Origin of the sequence: Streptosporangium sandarakinum (assembly GCF_050942225.1) — a bacterium.
Lineage (GTDB): Bacteria > Actinomycetota > Actinomycetes > Streptosporangiales > Streptosporangiaceae > Streptosporangium > Streptosporangium nondiastaticum.
Window position 1 is genome coordinate 7661571 of record NZ_CP192034.1, and the last position, 18412, is coordinate 7679982.

The 18412-nt window shown below is 74.2% G+C and carries 14 protein-coding genes; 2 read left to right on the plus strand and 12 right to left on the minus strand.

All coding sequences use genetic code 11. The annotated features are described in order from the left end of the window. Positions 1-3 precede the first annotated feature (3 nt). The 5 genes from ACQP10_RS35170 to ACQP10_RS35190 all read right to left on the minus strand — a co-directional run bounded on the left by ACQP10_RS35170 (position 4) and on the right by ACQP10_RS35190 (position 4823). Entirely contained in the window at positions 4-708 is a 705-nt protein-coding gene (locus ACQP10_RS35170) for a response regulator transcription factor (protein WP_312873542.1), read from the minus strand. Positions 709-916: 208 nt separating this feature from the next. Then, entirely contained in the window at positions 917-1600 is a 684-nt protein-coding gene (locus ACQP10_RS35175; RefSeq protein ID WP_433540476.1) for a hypothetical protein, read from the minus strand. A 45-nt stretch (positions 1601-1645) separates the two neighbouring features. Then, a complete protein-coding gene (locus tag ACQP10_RS35180; RefSeq protein WP_346018669.1) occupies positions 1646-2896 on the minus strand; it encodes an ABC transporter permease in 1251 nt (416 codons plus the stop codon). Beyond that, positions 2893-3630, minus strand: a complete 738-nt coding sequence (locus ACQP10_RS35185) for an ABC transporter ATP-binding protein (RefSeq protein WP_433540477.1) — start codon at positions 3628-3630, stop codon at positions 2893-2895. Before ACQP10_RS35185 ends, ACQP10_RS35180 begins: the two co-directional genes overlap by 4 nt. Next, positions 3627-4823, minus strand: a complete 1197-nt coding sequence (locus ACQP10_RS35190; RefSeq protein ID WP_399501535.1) for an efflux RND transporter periplasmic adaptor subunit — start codon at positions 4821-4823, stop codon at positions 3627-3629. The genes ACQP10_RS35185 and ACQP10_RS35190 overlap by 4 nt, the downstream gene beginning before the upstream one ends. A gap of 149 nt (positions 4824-4972) precedes the next feature. Here ACQP10_RS35190 and ACQP10_RS35195 point away from each other — a divergent pair, with 149 nt between their 5' ends. Further along, the gene (locus ACQP10_RS35195; RefSeq protein ID WP_433540478.1) at positions 4973-6931 is read left to right on the plus strand and encodes an efflux RND transporter periplasmic adaptor subunit; all 1959 of its coding nucleotides are present in this window, start codon (positions 4973-4975) and stop codon (positions 6929-6931) included. Positions 6932-7037: 106 nt separating this feature from the next. Here ACQP10_RS35195 and ACQP10_RS35200 read toward each other — a convergent pair whose 3' ends face one another. The 5 genes from ACQP10_RS35200 to ACQP10_RS35220 form a co-directional block, all read right to left on the minus strand. Beyond that, the gene (locus ACQP10_RS35200) at positions 7038-8447 is read right to left on the minus strand and encodes a sensor histidine kinase (RefSeq protein ID WP_246424515.1); all 1410 of its coding nucleotides are present in this window, start codon (positions 8445-8447) and stop codon (positions 7038-7040) included. A gap of 35 nt (positions 8448-8482) precedes the next feature. After that, positions 8483-9190 carry a response regulator transcription factor gene (locus tag ACQP10_RS35205; RefSeq protein WP_346018664.1) on the minus strand — a complete coding sequence of 236 codons (708 nt, stop codon included), beginning with the start codon at positions 9188-9190 and terminating at the stop codon, positions 8483-8485. 35 nt (positions 9191-9225) lie between these two features. Further along, entirely contained in the window at positions 9226-10458 is a 1233-nt protein-coding gene (lhgO, locus tag ACQP10_RS35210; protein WP_346018663.1) for an L-2-hydroxyglutarate oxidase, read from the minus strand. Positions 10459-10631: 173 nt separating this feature from the next. Then, entirely contained in the window at positions 10632-13418 is a 2787-nt protein-coding gene (locus tag ACQP10_RS35215; protein WP_433540479.1) for an SCO7613 C-terminal domain-containing membrane protein, read from the minus strand. 191 nt (positions 13419-13609) lie between these two features. After that, positions 13610-14809: a hypothetical protein gene (locus ACQP10_RS35220; protein ID WP_399501540.1), complete on the minus strand. Its 1200-nt coding sequence runs from the start codon at positions 14807-14809 to the stop codon at positions 13610-13612. A gap of 166 nt (positions 14810-14975) precedes the next feature. Between ACQP10_RS35220 and ACQP10_RS35225 the strand changes: the two genes are divergently transcribed. Beyond that, positions 14976-16445 (plus strand): ATP-binding protein, encoded by a 1470-nt coding sequence (locus ACQP10_RS35225; protein WP_399501541.1) that lies wholly within the window; start codon positions 14976-14978, stop codon positions 16443-16445. A 75-nt stretch (positions 16446-16520) separates the two neighbouring features. Here the strand turns inward: ACQP10_RS35225 and ACQP10_RS35230 are convergent, their stop codons facing one another. Continuing rightward, positions 16521-17750: a CU044_5270 family protein gene (locus tag ACQP10_RS35230; protein ID WP_433540480.1), complete on the minus strand. Its 1230-nt coding sequence runs from the start codon at positions 17748-17750 to the stop codon at positions 16521-16523. After that, complete coding sequence (locus ACQP10_RS35235) at positions 17743-18345, minus strand: RNA polymerase sigma factor (protein ID WP_433540481.1); 603 nt, start codon at positions 18343-18345, stop codon at positions 17743-17745. Before ACQP10_RS35235 ends, ACQP10_RS35230 begins: the two co-directional genes overlap by 8 nt. Positions 18346-18412 lie beyond the last annotated feature (67 nt).

Sequence of the window (18412 nt, forward strand, 5' to 3'; positions counted from 1 at the left end):
AGTTCAATCATCCCGGGGAGGGCGCAGGACGTATCCCACGCCCCTCAGGGTGTGGATGAGGCGGGGCTCGTTCACGTCCACCTTCCGGCGGAGGTAGGAGACGTAGGACTCCACGACCCCGGCGTCGCCGCCGAAGTCGTAGTTCCAGACGTGGTCGAGGATCTGCGCCTTCGACAGCACCCGGCCGGTGTTGACCATGAAGTAGTGCAGCAGCTTGAACTCGGTGGGCGACAGCCGCACCGGCTCACCCGACACCCAGACCTGGTGGGCCTCCTCGTCCAGTTCCAGCGTGCCGACCTGCAGCCGGGCGGGGATGTCGAGGTCTCCCCGGGTACGGCGCAGCACGGCCCGGATCCGGGCCACGACCTCCTCCAGGCTGAACGGCTTGGTCACGTAGTCGTCGGCCACCCGCAGGCCGGCGACCTTGTCGTCGGTCGCGTCCCGGGCGGTCAGGAAGAGCACCGGCGTCTGGCCGCTCACGTCCCGCAGCCGCCCGGCGACCGAGAAACCGTCCATGTCGGGCAGCATCACGTCCAGCACGACGAGGTCGGGGCGGGTCCGCTCGGCGAAGTGCACCGCCTCCCGCCCGTCCGCGGCGGTGATCACCTCGAACCCCGACCTGCGCAGGCTGGCCGAGAGCAGCTCACGGATGTTGGGCTCGTCGTCCACGACGAGCAATCTGGCCTCGGCTCTGTCCAGCACGATCACGAGGTTCGCTCACCGCCCTGGAACGCAGCTCAGCCCAGGCTGAACATTTGCTGAGAAAACGATTTCAGTACGCGGACCGCCGCCGCCGGGAAACGGACCCGGCGAACGGCTCGTACCCGTGAGCGGACCCGATTCCGGCCCCCCCTTTCCCGCCGGGGATACGGACCCGGTCCCGGACCGCCGTCGCCGCCGGGCCCGCGCCCGCCCGTCACCCCCGGCCGCCGCCCTCGCTGATCGCGGTGGCGGTGATCGAGCCGTCCCCGGCCCGCTCCCCCTGGACGACCACCGCGCCACCGGGTTCCAGGTCGGCGACCTTCCCCTTCTTCGAGACCCGCACGGTCGTGTCGTCGCCGGTGTTGACCGTCACGACGGAGCCGTCCCTGGTCTGGACGTAGACCTTCGTGCCCTCCACCCGCTGCACGGTGCCGACGGCCGCCCCGCCGAACCCGCCCCGGCCGCCGAAGCCGCCGCCCGGCCCGGTCCGGCCGCTCTGCGTGCCCTGGTCACCCTGGTCACCCTGGCCGTTCTGACCGGGCCGGCCGTTCCGCTGGCCGCCGCCGAAGCCCCGGCCGTCCCCGAAACCGCCACCGGAGCCATCGGAACCGCCGGGACCGCCGGGGCCCTGCCGTACCGCGGCGTTCGACGCGGCGGGACCCGCGGCCGGGCCGCCCAGCGCCTTGTGCGCCTGGATGCCCAGGATGATCCCGGCGACGAGCACCACCCCGGCGCCCAGCACGAGCGTGAGCGTGGACGGGCCGCGTCGCGGCGGGCCCGTCGGTTCCGTCTCCAGGTCGTCCCCGAAGGGAGAGCTGTCGAGCACCTCCCCGGCGGGGACGGTGCCACCCGGCCCGTCGGCCGGTCCCGCGCCCTCGTGTTTCCCCTTGGGCCCCATGTGTCTCTCCTCAGCCTGAATGCGCGCGGCGCGCGCCGTACCGGGTCACTCGTGGCGCAGAGCCTGGATGGGGCGGAGCTTGGCCGCCCGGTTGGCCGGGTAGCCGCCGAAGAACAGCCCGATGCCCACCGAGACGCCGAGGGCCAGCGCGATCGAGGACGGCACGACCACGGGCTGGATGCCCGCGACCGGGAACCGGCTGCCGGCCAGCGCGACCAGCACGCCCGCCAGCCCGCCCGCCAGGCTCAGCACCGTCGCCTCCGTCAGGAACTGGCCGAGGATCGCGCTCCGGGGCGCCCCGATGGCCTTCCTGATGCCGATCTCCCTCGTCCGCTCGGTCACGGTGACCAGCATGATGTTGGTGATGCCGATGCCGCCGACCAGCAGGGAGATCGCGGCGACCGCGCCGAGCAGCGCGGTGAAGACGCCGATGGTCGAGCTGACCGTCTCCTGCAGGGCGGCCTGGTTCAGGATGCGGTAGTCGGCGGCCCCGCCGGGGGCGATGCCGTGCCGCTGGTCGAGGATGGCCGTCACCTCGTCCTGGGCCGCGTCCGTCGTGTCGGCGCCGGTGGCCTGCACGATGATCGAGCCGAGCGGGCCGAACCCGGTCAGGCTCTGCTGTACGGCCGGCAGCGGCACGATCGCGACGTCGTCGGCGTCCTGCATCCCCGACGAGCCCAGCTCCCTGAGCACCCCGACCACCGTGAACGGCACCCCGGAGACGGTGACCTGCCGGCCGACCGGGTCGGCGGCTCCGAACAGCTCGTCGGCCACGGTCCGCCCGACCACCATGACCTTCCGGGCGGCGACCACGTCGTCGTTGACGAAGTACGACCCCTTCTCGACCACCTTGTTGGTCGCCTCGAAATAGCTGGGGTAGGTGCCGACGAGCTGGGAGACGGTGTGGCTCGTCCCCTCGTACACGGCGGCGGTCCCGTTCGCGGTCACCACCGGCGACACGCTCCGGACCGACGGGGCCTGCGCGCGGTCGGTCAGCGCCCGCGCGTCGTCCAGCGTGAGCTGCCTGGCCTGGGTGCGCGGCCCGCCGCCCCCGCGCCCGCGCCCGCCGGCGAACCCGCCGGGGCCGCCGCCCGCGAAGGACGCGGAGACGGTGAGGGTGTTCGACCCCAGCCGCTGGATGTTCTGCTGGATGGACCGCGAGGCGCCCTCGCCGAAGGCGACCAGCAGGATCACCGCGGCGACCCCGATGAGGATGCCGAGCGTGGTCAGGAAGCTGCGCAGCTTGTTGGCCGCCAGCCCGCGCAGCGCGAACCGGAGGATCTCGAACCGGCTCACGCGGGCACCTCCGGCGTGCGGGCCCGGGGCGGGGCGCCCTCGACGGGCGCCTGCCGGCGGTCGTCGACGATCCGGCCGTCCACCAGGCGGACCACCCGCTTGGCGTGCTCGGCCACGTCGTCCTCGTGGGTGATGATCACGATCGTCCGGCCGGAGACGTTCAGCTCGTCGAAGATCTCCAGGACGTCCCGGGTCGAGGCGGTGTCGAGGTTGCCCGTCGGCTCGTCGGCGAGCAGCAGGGACGGCGCGGTCACCAGCGCCCTGGCGACGGCGACGCGCTGCTGCTGGCCGCCGGACAGCTCGTTCGGCTCGTGCCGGACGCGGTCGGCCAGGCCGACCCGCTCCAGGGCAGCCAGGGCGCGGGCCCGCCGCTCGACCGCCCCGACCCCTCCGTACGCCATGGGCAGCTCGACGTTGGCGAGCGCGCTCATCCGGGGGATCAGATTGAACGACTGGAAGACGAAGCCGATCTTCCGGTTGCGCAGGACGGCGAGGCGGCGCTCGTCCAGCGACCCGACGTCGGTGCCCTCGATGAGGTAGCGGCCCGAGGACGGCACGTCCAGGCAGCCCAGGATGTTCATCAGCGTGGACTTGCCGGAGCCGGAGGCGCCCATGATGGCCACGTAGTCGCCGCGCTCGACGGTGAGGGACACCCCGCGCAGGGCGTGGACCCGGGCGTCGCCCTCGCCGTACACCTTCGACAGGTCGCGGACCGACAGGACGGGGACGCTCACCGGCCACCGTCCCCGCCGCCACCGCCGCCGATCCGGCCCAGGCGGCCGGTGCCGCCCCCGCCTCCGCCGAGGCCGGGGAAGCCGCCCTGCTGGGAGGTGCCGGCGGCGGCCGGGCGGACGACCTGGTCGCCCTCGGCGAGACCGGACGTGATCTCGGTGAGGGTGAGGCCCCTGACACCGACCTCGACCGGGGTCGTCACCTGCCGGCCGTCCCGCAGGACCGTCACCGTAGTGCGGCCACCCGCCGTGGAGACGACCGAGGAGGGGACCGCGAGGACGTTCTCGGCCCGGCCGACGGTCACCTCGACGGTCGCCGTCTGGCCGAGCCTCACCTCTTCCGGCGCCTTGGCGAAGGAGATCGTCACCGGGTACTGCACGACGTTGTCGCTGGTCGTGGCGGTCGGCTGGATCTGGGTGACCTCACCGCCCGCGGTGACACCGGGCAGCGCGTCGAACCGGACCGCGGCCTGCTGGCCGACCTTGAGCCTGGTGACGTCGGACTCGGTGAAGTTCCCGACGAGCTGGAGCCTCCCGGTGTCGGCGAGCTCGATGAACCCGCCCGACCTGGCGGTGGAGCCGTTCGACGCGTTACTCCCCGACGCGCCCGAGCCGGACCCCGAGCCCGAGGCGGACCCCGACCCCGAGCCGGAGGCCGAGGCCGACGACCCCGAGGCCGAGCCGCCGACGGTGCCGTTGACCGCGGTGACCGTGCCCGCGAACGGGGCCTTGATGACCGTGCCCGCCACGGTCCGCCGCGCCTCCCGGTAGGTGTTCCTGGCGGTGACGTACCGGGCGTAGGAGGCGGCGGTGGAGGTGTCGTCGTCGGCGGAGTCGAGCGCGGCCGCCGCCGCGTCCAGACTCTCCCGGGCGGCGGTGTCGTCCAGGCGGGCGAGGATCTGCCCCGCGCGCACCTTGTCACCGGGGGCCACGTAGATCTTCTCCACCGTGCCGCCCGTACCGAACCCCAGGGAGCGCGACCGGGCGCTCGTCACCGCTCCCGAGGCCGACACCGAGGCGACCACCGTGCCCCGGGTCACCGCCACGGTCCGCGCGGCGGCTCCGGCGGACCCGGCGGCCTCCGCCGAGGAGGACTCCCCGCCCAGGGAGGAGTAGGCGATCCCCGCGCCGCCCAGCAACAGGACGGCGAGCGTCCCGTTGACGATCAGCGCTCCGCGCTTGGTCGACAGCTTCACAGGGCGGTACCTTGGCGCACCTTCCTTAGGCGCAGCCTCTAGATCGCTGAAGGTTTCCTGGGGACCCGCGGGGCTCCGGTGGAGATACGCAGGAAACCCTCAGGTGTTCCTGAGGAGAGAGTGGATCGGGCACGCCACAATGGTCCGCCATGAGACCGACTGATCTCCCGAAACCGGTACGGACGGGAGGACTCGCCCTGGCCGCCCTCGTCCTGGCGGGCGCGGGCGTGCTCTACGCGCTCGACGACGGCTCCGCCCCGGCGCCCCGGGTGGAACTCGCCGCCGCCCGGCGGGGGACGGTGACGGCCGAGGTGTCCGCGGCGGGCGAGACGGTGGACGGCCACACCCGCGAGCTGGCCTTCGGCGCGTCCGGCACGGTCACGAAGGTCCATGTCAAGGCCGGTGACAAGGTCGGCCGGGGCGACGTCCTCGCCAGGATCGACCCGGCGGCCGCCCGCGAGCACTACGCCGCGGCGAAGGCGCAGCTCGCGGCGGCCCAGGAGGCGCTGGACGACGCGGAGACCTCAGCGACCTCTGTGACCTCCGCGCCGCGGGCCACCCGACAGGCCGCGCAGCCCCGTCAGCCGCAACAGCGGGGTCGGGAGCAGGTCCCCGCGACCTCAGGCCCCACCGTCCCCGCTGTCCCCACCGCCCGCGCCACCTGCGTCCCCACGGTCCCGACGGCCCGTCCCACCTCCGCCCCCGGGCCCAGCGGCACCACCGACCGTACGGCCCGCCCGACAGGCGCGCCCGCCCCGACCGGCGCGCCGGCCGCGCCCACACCCGGGTCGCGGGAGCCGGTACGGCAGGTCACGGTGGCACCGGCCGGTGGGATCGCGCCGGCCGGGTACTTCCTCGCGCCCGCCCGGATCCCTTCGTTCGCCGGAATCCCTTCGTCCGTCCAGAGCCCTTCGTCCGTCCGGAGCCCGGAGCGGACGCCCACCCCCACGCCCACGGTCAGCCCGACGGCCGTCCCGTCGCCCACCGGCGACTCCACCGACCCGGAGCCCGCGCCGACGGTGACCGTCACGGTGACGGCGACCCCGACGGCGGCCCCCACGGTGACCGTGACCGCCACGGTCACCGCCACGGCCACGGTCACCGCCGCGCCGGGCGGGGACCGCCCGCCGGTCACCACCGGGCCCACGCGTCCCGGGACGGAGCCCACCGCCGGACCGAGCGGGCACCCCACCGCCGGGCCGGGCAGGCACCCCACCGCCGCCCCCACCTCGACCGGTCGGCGCGGATCGAGCCCCACCCCGACCGTCGGCCGCACCCCCGGGACGCGCACCACCCCGGCCTGCCAGGAACAGGGCTCCGGCCGCGACCGGACGGCCACCGACACCGGAGACGGCACCGGCACCCGAACCGGGACCGGCACCCGAACCGGGACCGGAAACGGCACCGGGACCACCCGGTCGGCCACCGCCACCGGGGACGGCGCCGGCGGACGGCAGGCGCTCAGCGTCGAGCAGGCCCGGGCCGAGGTGAAGCGGGCGGAGGCCGACCTCACCGACGCCCGCGAGGAACTGGGCGGCGTGCGGATCGTCGCGCCCGCGGACGGGACCGTCCTGTCCGTGGCGGGCGCCGTCGGCGACAGCGCGGGCACCGGCGCGTTCGTCACCCTCGGCGATCTCGACGAGCTCCAGGTGGAGGCGCTGTTCACCGAGTCCGACATCGGCCGGCTGAAGCTCGGGCAGCGGGCCCGGGTCACCCTCGCCACCCGGGAGGGCGAGGAGCACACCGGCACGGTGACCCGCATCGCCCCCACGGCCACCACCAGCGGGCAGCTCGTGCGGTACGGGGTCACGGTGGCGTTCGACGAGCCCCCGGCCGGGCTCCTGGTCGGCCAGACCGCCACCGTCCGGGTGACGGTCGCCGAGGCCGAGCAGACGCTCTATCTCCCGGCCCAGGCCGTGCGGTCCCGGGCGGGCGGCGTCTCGGTGGTCACCGTCCAGGGCGGCGTCGAGCGCGTCGTCGAGACCGGGGTCCGCGGCGACCGGTACGTCGAGATCGTCTCGGGTCTGACGGAGAACGACCGGGTGGTGCTCCCCGGCGGCACGGCCACCGGCGGGTTCCCCGACAGCGGCTGGCCTGAAGGGATGTGAGCCCGTACGGTTCCGGGGCCCGGCCGGGTCCCGGGACCGTACGGCTCATCCCGGGAGATCCCGCCGCCCCGGAACGCGGCCCGTGACGACCCGGACCAGGGAAGGGTCAGTCGGCCTCGGGGGCGAGGGGGAGGGCGACCCGGAACGTCGCCCCCTCGCCCGGGGCGGACTCCACGGCGACCCGGCCCCCGTGGGCCTCGACCATGGCGGCCACGATCGCCAGGCCGAGCCCGCTGCCACCGCCCTCGGGAGTACGGCGGCCGCGGGCCGAGTCGACGCGGTAGAACCGCTCGAAGACGCGTTCGCACTGCTCGGCGTCGAGCCCCGGCCCCTTGTCGGCCACCTCGATGACGGCCGTGCCGTCCTCGGCGCGCACCCTCACCTCGATCGGGGTGCCTTCGGGCGTGTGGGTGAGCGCGTTCGTCATCAGGTTGCCCACGACCTGGCGGAGCCGTACCTCGTCGCCCGAGACGATGAGCGCGGCGCCGTCCACGGTGAGCGTGACGGAGCGGGCGGGGGCCAGGATACGGGCGTCGTGGACGGCGTCGGCCGCGATGGCGAGCAGGTCGACCGGGCGCGTCGCCATCGGGCGCTGCTGGTCCATCCGGGCGAGCATCAGCAGGTCGTCCACGAGCAGGCCCATCCGGACCGCCTCGGACTCCACCCGGCGCATCAGCGGCGCGACGTCGACGTCCGGGGCCTGCCGGTAGAACTCGGCGAAGCCCCGGATCGAGGTCAGCGGGGTGCGCAGCTCGTGTGAGGCGTCCGCGACGAACCGGCGCATGCGCTCCTCGGAGCTGCGGGCCGCCGCCTCCGACTCCGACCTCGCCCGGAAGGCGGTCTCGATCTGGGTGAGCATGCCGTTCAGCGACTGGCCGAGGCGCCCGACCTCGGTGCGCGGGTCGGCGTCGGCGACGCGGCGGCTCAGGTCTCCGGCGGCGATGGCCTGGGCGGTGGCCTCGATCTCCTCCAGCGGGCGCAGGCTCCGCCGGATGACCATCACGCCCGCCCCGGCGAGCACCAGCATCAGCCCGCCGCCGCCCAGCACCTCCACCAGGGCGAGCTGGCCGACGATCTGGCGGACCTCGGACATGTCCACGGCCACGACCAGGCTCCCGCCTTCCGGGAGGGGGGTCACCCGGACCCGCCACTCCCCGCTGGTGAACGACCCCGGCCGACGCCACGCCGGCACGTGCGGGCCGGGCTTGTCCTCCACCTCCGAGCCGCTGAACGGCAGGAGGACAGCGCCGTTCCGGTCGCGGATCTCCACCCTGGTGTCGGCCGAGAGCGGTTTGCCGGCCAGCATGGTGTTGCCCCGCTGGACGCGGCGCAGGGCGGTCGCGGTGGTCAGGGCGGTCTGGTTGTCCACCCGGTCGATCAGGTAGCCGTGCATGATCGAGACGCTGCCGATGCCGATGAGGGTGAGCGCGATGACCAGCAGGACCAGGATGATCACGATCAGTCTCACCCGCAGCGGGGTGCCCTTGAAGGTCATGACCCGCGGCGGGGCGGCCATGAGGGTCCTGGCCCGTGACGGGACGCCCCGGCGGATCATGCGCCGGGCGGGAGTCGCAGAACGTAGCCGACGCCGCGCAGGGTGTGGATGAGCCGGGGATCGGTGTTGTCGATCTTGCGGCGGAGCACGGAGACGTAGGACTCGACGATCCCGACGTCGCCCCGGAAGTCGTAGTCCCACACGTGGTCGAGGATCTGCGCCTTCGACAGCACCCGCCCGGCGTTGGCCATGAAGTAGCGCAGGAGCTTGAACTCCGTCGGAGACAGCGCCACCGCCCTGCCGTCGCGCCACACCTCGTGGCTCTCCTCGTCGAGCTCGATGTCGGCGAAGGTGAGCCGGGGCGGCCGGGCGAGCACGTCGCCGGACCCGGTACGGCGCAGCACGGCCCGGATCCGGGCCACGACCTCCTCCAGGCTGAACGGCTTGGTCACGTAGTCGTCGCCGCCCAGCGTCAGTCCCTTGATCTTGTCCTCCACGGCGTCGCGCGCGGTGAGGAAGAGCACGGGGGTGTCGGTGCCGCCGCCGCGCAGCCGCCGGACGACGTCGAAGCCGTCCATGTCCGGCAGCATCACGTCGAGGACGATGAGGTCCGGGCGGTGGCGCTGCACCGAGGCGACGGCGTCGGTCCCGTTGCCCGCGGTGTTCACGCCGAACCCGGCGAACCGCAGGCTCGCGGCCAGCAGTTCGAGGATGTTGGGCTCGTCCTCGACGATCAGGAGTCGAGCCTCGGGGGAGTCGGTCACGACGGTTATCTTCACTCCCCCAGATGAAAGCGCAGTTAAAAGGACGACACCGAGGTTAGCCCCACAATATGCCTGGCGATTGCCAGACTGGACGTCGCCGCAGGCGAAGGGGCGTTTCTCACCAGTGCCACCCGGCCCTGGACGTCGACGGAGAAGTCGTCCAGAAGGGCGCCGTCCCTGTCCACGGCCTGCGCCCGGACGCCGCCCTCGACCCTGACGAGGTCGCCGGCGGTGAGGGCGGGCACGTAGCGGCGGGCGGCGGACAGGAAGGCCCCCTTGGACAGCGAGCCGAGCACCTCCCGCACCCCGGTCCGCCAGTGCCGTACGGCCAGCCGCCGGGTGCCCCGCCAGGCGAGGATCCGGCGCAGGTCGCCCGGGTCGACGTCGCGCCAGGAGTAGCCCTCCAGCGCCAGGGCCATGACCGCGTTGGGGCCGACCAGGACCTCGCCGTCGATCCGGCGGGTCAGGTGGACGCCGAGGAACGGGTAGCGGGGGTCGGGGACGGGATAGATCAGCCCGCGGACCAGGTCCCTGGCCGTGCCGGCCAGCGCGTAGTACTCCCCGCGGAAGGGGACGATCCGCACGTCGCCGGGCGCCCCGGTCATCCGGGCGACGGCGTCGGTGCCGAGGCCGGCGCAGACGATCAGCCGGTCGAAGCGGAGCCTCCGCCCGCCGGCCAGCACGTCCACCCCGCCCGAGGTCTGCCGCAGGGCGCGGACCGGGTGCGACAGGAGCACCGAGCCGCCCAATTCCTCGATGTCGCGGGCCAGGCGGCGGGCGACGGCGGGGAAGTCGGCGATCGCGGTGTGCGGGGAGTGCACGGCGGCCACCCCGACGGCGTTCGGCTCGACCTCGCGCAGCGCCAGGGCGTCCAGCTCGGCGATGCCCGGCACGCCGTTGGCGCGGGCACGCTCGGCGATGTCCCGCAGCCCCGGCCGCTCGGCGGCGGTGGAGGCGATGACGAGCTTGCCGACCTCGTCGTAGGGGATGCGGTGCTCGGCGCAGTACTCCCTGAGCATCGCCGCGCCCTCGCGGCACAGCCGCGCCTTGAGCGAACCGGGCCGGTAGTAGATCCCCGCGTGCACGACGCCGCTGTTGTGCCCGGTCTGGTGGGCCGCGACGTGGTCCTCCTTGTCGAGGACGGTCACCGTGGCGCCGTCCAGGGCCACCTGCCGGGCCACCGCCAACCCGACGATTCCCGCGCCGACGATCCCCACGCTCCCGCGGGGGACGGCGCCGCCGGACGCACCGGCCTCCAGAAAGGGCATGCCCGCACGCTAACGGCAACACTTCCCCGCGGTGAAGCCCCTTCCGCTGATCGTCACCTTTTGCCCACATACCACCTGAAAGGCGGGGACCACGCGCCAGAGCCGCCCGCCGGGGCCACGCGTCGGGACCGCGTAGGAGCCACCCGTCGGGGCCGCGTAGGAGCCGCGCGTCGTCAGCGCATCCTGCCCACGGCCGCCCGCAACCGGCGCACGTCCCTCAACCGGGCCTCGTAGGTGGCGCCGAGCGCGACGAGCAGCAGCCCGCCCGCCGCCATCGGCACCCACCGCGGCACGGCCACGACGGCCAGCGCCACCCACGGGGCCAGCTCGTGCAGGACGACGACGGCCAGCGTGAGACCGCCGAGCAGGGCCGGCGCCTGGAGTCGCAACCGGGCCCCGGCCAGCAGCACGGCCATCGAGACCAGGCCGAGCAGCAGCGGCCGGACCCAGCCCTCGCCCTGGAACACCGCGAAAGCGCTGGGCAGCAGGCCGGTGGCCAGGCCCGTGCCGTAGGCGCTCCAGGAGGAGATCCTCGCCCCGCGCGCCCGCCACCGGCCGAAGGCCACCAGCACCAGCGCGAACGGGACCGTGTACGCCTCGATCACCGACACGTCCCAGGCGAGCAGCCGCAGCCAGGAGGCCACGAGCAGGAAGCCCGTCCCCACGTATCCGGCCTGCCGCCGGTCGGGGCGCAGCGCCGTACCGGCCATCAGCACGCCGACGACCGCGCAGGCCAGCGCCATCACCGGCAGGTCCGCGCCGGAGCCCGCGCCCATGGCGGACCCCGCGAGCGGCCTCGTACCCCCGACGGCCTCCGGGAGCGAACCCGTGACGGCGAGGATCAGGCCGGCGGCGGCGAGGGCGTACCCCGCCGCCTCCACCCCGGCCGCGAACGCCGACCGCCGCAGGCGGCCCGCGACGACCGCCGCCGCACAGGCCACGGTCAGCGCGCCGAACGCCGCGTACCGTACCGGCCACCCCGCCGCCAGACCGGCGGCCAGCGCCTCGCCGCCCAGGAGCAGCGTCGCCACGCACGCCGCCCCGGCCCGTACGGCCGACTCTCGGGCGGTCGCCGCGACCGCCGCCCCGATCGCCGCCACCGCCGGAAGCGCGGCCAGCGTGGCGGATTCCGCCGCGAGCGCCCAGGAGACCGCCATCGACACCGCCCACAGCGCGCCGGCCGCACCGGCCACTCCGGCGGCGCCGATCGCTCGGGGCGCTCCGGCCACGGAGGCCGTCCCGCCGTCACGGCCACGCGCCGCCGCCCACGCCGCCGGAACGATTCCCGCGACCAGCAGCGCCACCTCCACCCCGTACGGCGGGGCGGCCGAGGCCGCCAGCGCCGCCGGCACCACCGGCCCGGCGGCCGACGCCGCCGCGAGCGCGCCGACCCGTCCGGCGGCCCGGCCGCGGAACGCCGCCAGGGCGGCCACCGTGAGAACCGCCAGGACGACGAGGGACGGGTGCTGCCGGACGTGCTCCACCGGCGGCGCCCAAGGGCGGGCGAGCGGGTGGTAGAACCCGTGGATCCCGGCGGCGAGCACGGGAACCGCGACGAGCCCGGCCAGGAGACCGGCGGAGACCGCGGCGGCCGGGCGGATCCGCACACCCCCGCGGACCGGCGTGCCCGCTGCTCGGCGGATCCGCGCGTTCACCGGGCCCGGCAGGTGCAGCGCGACCGCCGCGACGACCAGCGCCGCGGTGACCTGGGAGACGGCCCACCACTCCCCCGGGAGCAGTGCCCGGAGGGGCGCGGCCAGGCCGACGGCCGCCACGAGCGCCGACGCGGCCGCGAGGACCGTGCGCGCCGGAGCCCCCAGCCGTACGGCGACGGCCACCCCGATCACGGCCAGCGCGACCAGCAGCGCCCCACCGGTGAGGCCGGCTGCCATACCGTCCGTGAGCGTGGGAGAGGCCGGCACCCCGAAGGAGGTGTGGAGGATTCCGCAGAGGGCGGCCGACGCCCAGGCGAGACCGAAGCAGGCGGACGCGGTCACCCGCGCCCATCGCCCGCCCGCGCCCCGCCCCGAACCGCGCGTTCCCGGCCCCGGATCACCCGCCCCCGGCCTCGGGCCATGCGCCTCCGGCGCCGTCCCGGGGACGGAGGCCGGGCCGCGCGCCCCGCGGGCGAACAGGCCCACGAGAACGGCGTCGATCGCGGCCGTGGCCACGAGGGCCGCGGTGCTCCGTACGTCCACCCCGTGCACGAACAGCAGTGGGAGCGGGAGCTGGGCGAACCCGATCGCCACCGGCAGCGGCAGCCTCAGCGGCAGCAGCCGTGAGTACCCCGCCATGGCGAGCGCGACCACGGCGGACAGCAGGGCGACGTAGTCGCGTCCGGCGAGGCCGGCGGCTCCCGCCAGGCCGACACGCCGGACCGCGTAGCCGTCCAGGAGAAGCAGGGCGACGCCGAGCATCGCGACGGTCTCCGCGGTGGTGACGAGTGACCGCCGCACCAGGAACCGCGGCGCGGCGAGGGTCAGCGCGGTGAACCCGGCGAGGATCGCCGCCCGCCCGCCGATGCCGATGCGTCCCCAGTTCACCACGGTGAAGGCGACGGCCGCGACGACGAGGAGCAGGCCGCCGAGCGTGAGGAGGAGGTTCTGCACGGCCCGCGGTGAGAAGTCCCGGCGCGGGGCGGCGGAGCCGCCGGGACCACCGGGACCATCAGGACCACCGGGACTGCCGGGGGAACCCGCGGGCACCGGCCCGGCGGCCGGGGCGTGTTCCGCCCTGAGCCGGGCGAGCAGTCCACCGCGCCGCTCCAGCAGCTCCGCCTCTTTGGCCCGCAGGTCGGCCAGCGCCCGGTCCACGTGCCACAACTGGGTCGCCACCGGCCCGCGCAACGGCAGCGCGCAGCGGGGACAGCGGTCGTACGTCGCGTCGATGGGCGCGTCGCACTCCGGGCAGCCCGTTCCCAGCGGGCGCCGCGCACCGGGGGGCGGGGTTCGATCAGGCATGGTGCCGACGATGGCAGGCGCCGGTTGCCGTTCGGTTGCGGAAAGCACTCATCCCGGCCCGCCGCCGGGCCCGAGGCCCCCGCCCGGCCGCCGAGTCCGAGATCTCTACCCGGTTATCGGGTCCGAGGCCCCCGCCCAGCCGCCGAGTCCAAGACCCCTGCCCGGCCATCGGGTCCGAGGCCCCTGCCCGGCTACCTGGCGCGGCGGGCGATGAAGGTGATGACGCCCGTGGCTCCCGCCGCGACGGCCAGCCACAACGCCACCGCCCGGTTCGGCACCCCCGCGTCGGCGTCGGCCGCCCGCGCGTCACCCCGGGCGTCCGGCCCGGCGTCGGCGGCCGTCGTGGCCCGGCCGTCCGCGCTCCCCGTCGGGGTCGGCGCGGCCTTGCGGTCCCCCGCGGCCTTCGCCCGCGTCGCGTCGATCTCGCGGAGCACCCGCTCGGGCAGCGGGACGCGGTACACAGGGCTGCCGACCCCCTCGCTCCCGGTCAGCAGCGCCCTGCCGTCGGACGTGTAGGCGATGGACTCGGCCTGCTCCAGCGGCGGCATCGACACCCGGGAGATCTCCTTGCCCGGCGCCCGGTAGACGGTGGCGGAGAAGTAGGTGCGGATGACGAAACTCGACCCGTCGGGGGCGTAGGCGGCGTCGGTGGCCATGATGGGCGCGGAGCCGACCCTGCGGAACACGTTGATCCGGTCGGTGCGCAGCCGCTTCGGCGCCGCGTAGACCCCGCCGGCGAACTGCTTGGTCACGACGTAGAGCCGCCCGGTGCGGGGGTGGACCATGACGCTCTCGGCGTTGTGCTTGCCGTCCTCGTAGCGGAACCGGTAGCGCACGGCGGGCAGGGTGGCGTCACGCATCGTGGTGGGCTCGTCCACCCGGTAGACGGAGACGTCCGGCCACGCCCCGTCGAAGTTGTCGCCGATGTCGGCGAACCAGAGCACCCCCCGGCCGGTCGCCGGGTCCTTGGACGCCGCCATCCCCTCCCAGTCGCGGGCCGACGCCCCCCGGAGGGTGAACGTCGCGCGGGTGCGGCCGTTGGGCCCGACGGCGTAGAAGACCGGCCCGGCCGCGCTGTCGTTGTGGGTGTAGTAGACGTCCGGGTGCGTCGGCGAGACCGCCAGCCCGCTCGACTCGGTGATCCGCCGGTCCTTGAAGGTGAACAGCGGCCTCCCCTCGTCGTCGTCCCACGCCGCCGCCCGCGTCCCCGTCCCCGCCTGTGCCTGCGCCTGCGCCTGCTCCTGGGGCGTCACCGCCTGGGACCGCTCCGCCGTACCCTCGCGGGCCTGTGCCCGCGCCTGCGGTCCGGTGAGCGCCATCGCGCCGGCCAGCACGACCGCCCCGGCCGACGCGAGCGTACGGACCACGATCTCCCCCGCCTTACTCCCCATCCCGCCATAATGCCCTGCGATCGGCCCGCGGAAGCGGCCTACCCGGTCAGCCCCGCGCCTACGTTGCCCGCCCCGGCCGGTCATCGCTTGTCCACCTCCAAACGATCTTAGAGGTATACCCCTTAGAGTTATAGTTCTAAGAGGTATGCCTCTAAGGAGCGCGACAGTGATCAGGAAACCCGAGTACGTCTTCGCCCGGGACACCGAATGGGCCGCGCTGAGCCGTTTCGCGGAGAGTGAGGCGCTGAGCACCCGGCTGGGCGTGGTGAGCGGGCGGCGCAGGCAGGGCAAGACCTTCCTGCTCAATGCCCTCGTCGAAGCCGTCGGCGGTTTCTACTTCGCGGCCAGCGAGGATACCGAGACGGAAGGGCTCCGGCGGTTCGGCGAAGCCCTGGCCTTCCACGCGGGCGGCGGAGGACGGTACCAGTTCGACAACTGGGACCAGGCCATCGACCGCCTGTATGCGACGGTCCCCGACGGCATCGTCGTCATCGACGAGTTCCCCTACCTCACCAAGGCCAGTCCCGTTCTGCCCTCGCTGTTCCAGCGGGCCCTCGATCCAGGTGGCATCGCGCGCCGGTCGAGGACCAAGACCCTGCTCTGCGGATCCGCGATGTCGGTGATGGGCGGCCTTCTCGCGGGTGACGCACCACTCCGGGGACGGGCCAGCCTCGAACTCGTCGTCAGCCCCATGGACTACCTCACCGCCGCGCGCTTCTGGGGATGCGACTCCGACCACGAGCTGGCGGTGCTCCTCCACTCCGTCGTCGGCGGGACGCCCGCGTACCGGCACGAGTTCATCCACTCCGACGCGCCGTCGTCGCTCGCGGAGTTCGACGACTGGGTGGTCAGGACCGTGCTCAATCCCGTGGTCCCCCTCTTCCGGGAGGCCCGTTATCTCCTCGCGGAGGAGACCGAGATCCGCGATCCGGCCCTCTACCACGCCGTTCTGGGGGCCATCGCCACCGGGCACAACACGCGCGGCGGCATCGCGGGATACCTCGGACGCCCCTCGACCCACATCGGCCATCCCCTGACGGTGCTGGAGGACAGCCGCCTGATCCACCGGGAACAGGACACCTTCAGGCCGGGGAAGTTCACCTACCGGATCACCGAGCCGCTGATCACCTTCTACGAGAGCGTGATGCGCCGCACCTGGAGCTTCCTTGAGCGCGGGCTGGCCGGGCAGGCGTGGGAGGTGTCCAGGAGCGGTTTCCTCTCCCAGGTCGTCGGCCCGCACTTCGAGGAGCTGTGCCGGGAGTTCACCATCGCCAACAGCCTGGACCTGTTCGGCGAACTGCCGGGACAGGTGTCCCCGGGGGTCGTCCCGGACCCCTCCAACAGGAGATCGATCCAGGTCGACGTCGCCGCGGTCGCCCCGGGCGAGGCGGGTGCCCGCCCACGCGTCATCGCCCTGGGCGAGGCGAAATGGGGGAAGGTCATGGAGCTGCGCCATCTCGAACGGCTGCGCAGAGCCGGAGAGCTGCTGGCCGTCAAGGGGTACGACGCCGAGGGCACGTCGCTGCTCTGCTACAGCGGAGCCGGGTTCGACGCCGAGCTGCGCGCGGCGGCCGCCCGCGACGGCCGAATCATCCTCGTCGACCTCCCCCGCCTGTACGGCCGGGCAGCCGGGTGAGGCGAGTGATCGATGAGAGGGCCGCGCGCGGGGGCCGGCCCCCGCCTGGTCCCCGCGCGCGGATCGGTGAGCGCCTCAGTCCCGGCGGGCGGGCGGTTCCGGTCGTTCGTCGGTCCAGCCGATCGCCTGGTACGAGGTGGACGAGGGGAGCTCCACCGGCCGCCCGTCGGCACCCTTGGCCACGTTCATCCGCATTTCGGCGAGCGGCAGGCCGGTGCCGGGATCGACCACGAAACGGATCTCGGTGAACAGGCCCGGCTCGGCCTCCTCCTGATAGACGAGCGCCTGCCCGCGCCGGCCCAGCGGATCCGTGATCTCCCCCCCGGCCCGGATGCCGGGCAGGGACGCGAGGATCCGGTAGGCGGACGCGCGAGCCTCGGGGGACACCGGCAAGCCGGTGATCATCCGTATGCAGACCGCCCGAAGGAGCCGCGGCATCTCCTTCTCCACGTCCATCCCGGAGTCAGGGTGCGCCACCTGCCGCCGGACGTACCGTTCCAGGTACGTCCGGAGCCTCCCGGGGTCGCCCGGGATCGCGCGCGCCTCCTGCCAGGTGATCGAATCCCATATCAGGTCACCGGCCGTGCCCTTCCAGCGGCCGCGAAGCCGCTCGGCGGTCCGCTCGCCCGCCGCCGCCTCCAGCGACTCCCCGGGCGGCGGGGCGGCGAACTGTTCCTTCTTCACGTCCTCGGGGTACCGCCAGCTGGTGGGCGCCCCCGCGGCCCGCCATGCCTCCTCGTCCCGCGGGGTCGCGGGCCTGGCGCCGAGATACCGCCTGATGCGCCAGCTCTGCAGGTCCGGCCGCTCCGCCAGCCATTCCTCCCGGGATTGCTTGGTCTCGATCACATAGCTGCGGGTGGGGTCGGTCAGCGTCGACTGGTCGACCATCGCGATGCGCCAGTAGTCGCCGCTCGCGGGGGCCTTCTCCACGGCGACGGCGGCGGCGAGCAGGACCTGTCGGGCGGTCAGTTCGGTCGTGGCGGGAACCGACGTACCGGTGCGAGGTGCGACGGACGTCCCGCTGCCGGACAGCCCCATGGGGACGAGAACCGCCGCCGCGGCCGCGACCGCGGTGAGGCTCAGCCCGATGCCGACCCGCCGGCCCCGCCGGCCGTGCCGCCTCCGCCGTGCGGGTTCCAGGCCGCTGACCGTGGCGGTCGCGGCCGCCTCGGCGAGCAGCCGGGCGCGGCCCTCCGCGACCGTGCGGGATGAGGGTTCGTGGGATCCCAGCAGGTGGCGTACAGCGGTCACGTGGTGCGGCTCGACCGGCTGACGGAAGTCCTGGTCGTCGTGCGGCTCATCCATCGGATCCTCCAGATTCAGCAGTGATGTCGTTCAGCGCCGCGCGCAGCTTTCTGCGGACCCGGTTGAGCCGGGAGGCCACGGTGCCCAGAGGGATGTCGAGGGCTTGGGCGATCTCCTCATAGCTGAGATCGCCGTACGCGACAAGGAGCAGCACGTCCCGCTCGCCATCGGGCAGCCGGCTGAGCTCCGCGGCGAGTCGGCGCTGCGTGGCCGCCGCGGTCACCCGCGCCGCCACGCGGTCGGCGTGCTCGCTTTCGGCGGGACTGGCCACCGGAACCCTGGCCAGCGCTTCCAGCCTCCGGGTCTCGCTTCGGCGATGGTCGGCGAGGAGGTTGGTGGCGATTCCGTACAACCATCGGCGTACCGCGCCACGCTCGGGATCGAAGCCGTCTCGCTTGCGGAACGCGACCAGGAAGGTCTCGGAGGCCAGATCGTCGGCGGCCTGCGGTCCGATCCGCGCGGCGACATAGCGGTAGATATCGCCGAAGTGGCGGTCGTACAGCGCGGCGAAGGACTCGGGCCGATGCCGCGACTGCTCGATGAGCGCGGCGTCGTCAAGTCTCCCCGGCGAATCGGGGGGAGCGGTCATCCGCATGGTGTCCCTTCTTCCAGATACACCATTAGTCCGCCGCAGAGCCCGTCCGACTTCGCGGCCGGCGCCG

Coding starts and splice junctions, on each gene's coding strand:
- ACQP10_RS35175 (WP_433540476.1), bottom strand. CDS start 1,600: ATGGGGCCCAAGGGGAAACACGAGGGCGCGGGACCGGCCGACGGGCCG.
- ACQP10_RS35195 (WP_433540478.1), top strand. CDS start 4,973: ATGAGACCGACTGATCTCCCGAAACCGGTACGGACGGGAGGACTCGCC.
- ACQP10_RS35200 (WP_246424515.1), bottom strand. CDS start 8,447: ATGGCCGCCCCGCCGCGGGTCATGACCTTCAAGGGCACCCCGCTGCGG.
- lhgO (WP_346018663.1), bottom strand. CDS start 10,458: ATGCCCTTTCTGGAGGCCGGTGCGTCCGGCGGCGCCGTCCCCCGCGGG.
- ACQP10_RS35215 (WP_433540479.1), bottom strand. CDS start 13,418: ATGCCTGATCGAACCCCGCCCCCCGGTGCGCGGCGCCCGCTGGGAACG.
- ACQP10_RS35220 (WP_399501540.1), bottom strand. CDS start 14,809: ATGGGGAGTAAGGCGGGGGAGATCGTGGTCCGTACGCTCGCGTCGGCC.
- ACQP10_RS35230 (WP_433540480.1), bottom strand. CDS start 17,750: ATGGATGAGCCGCACGACGACCAGGACTTCCGTCAGCCGGTCGAGCCG.
- ACQP10_RS35235 (WP_433540481.1), bottom strand. CDS start 18,345: ATGCGGATGACCGCTCCCCCCGATTCGCCGGGGAGACTTGACGACGCC.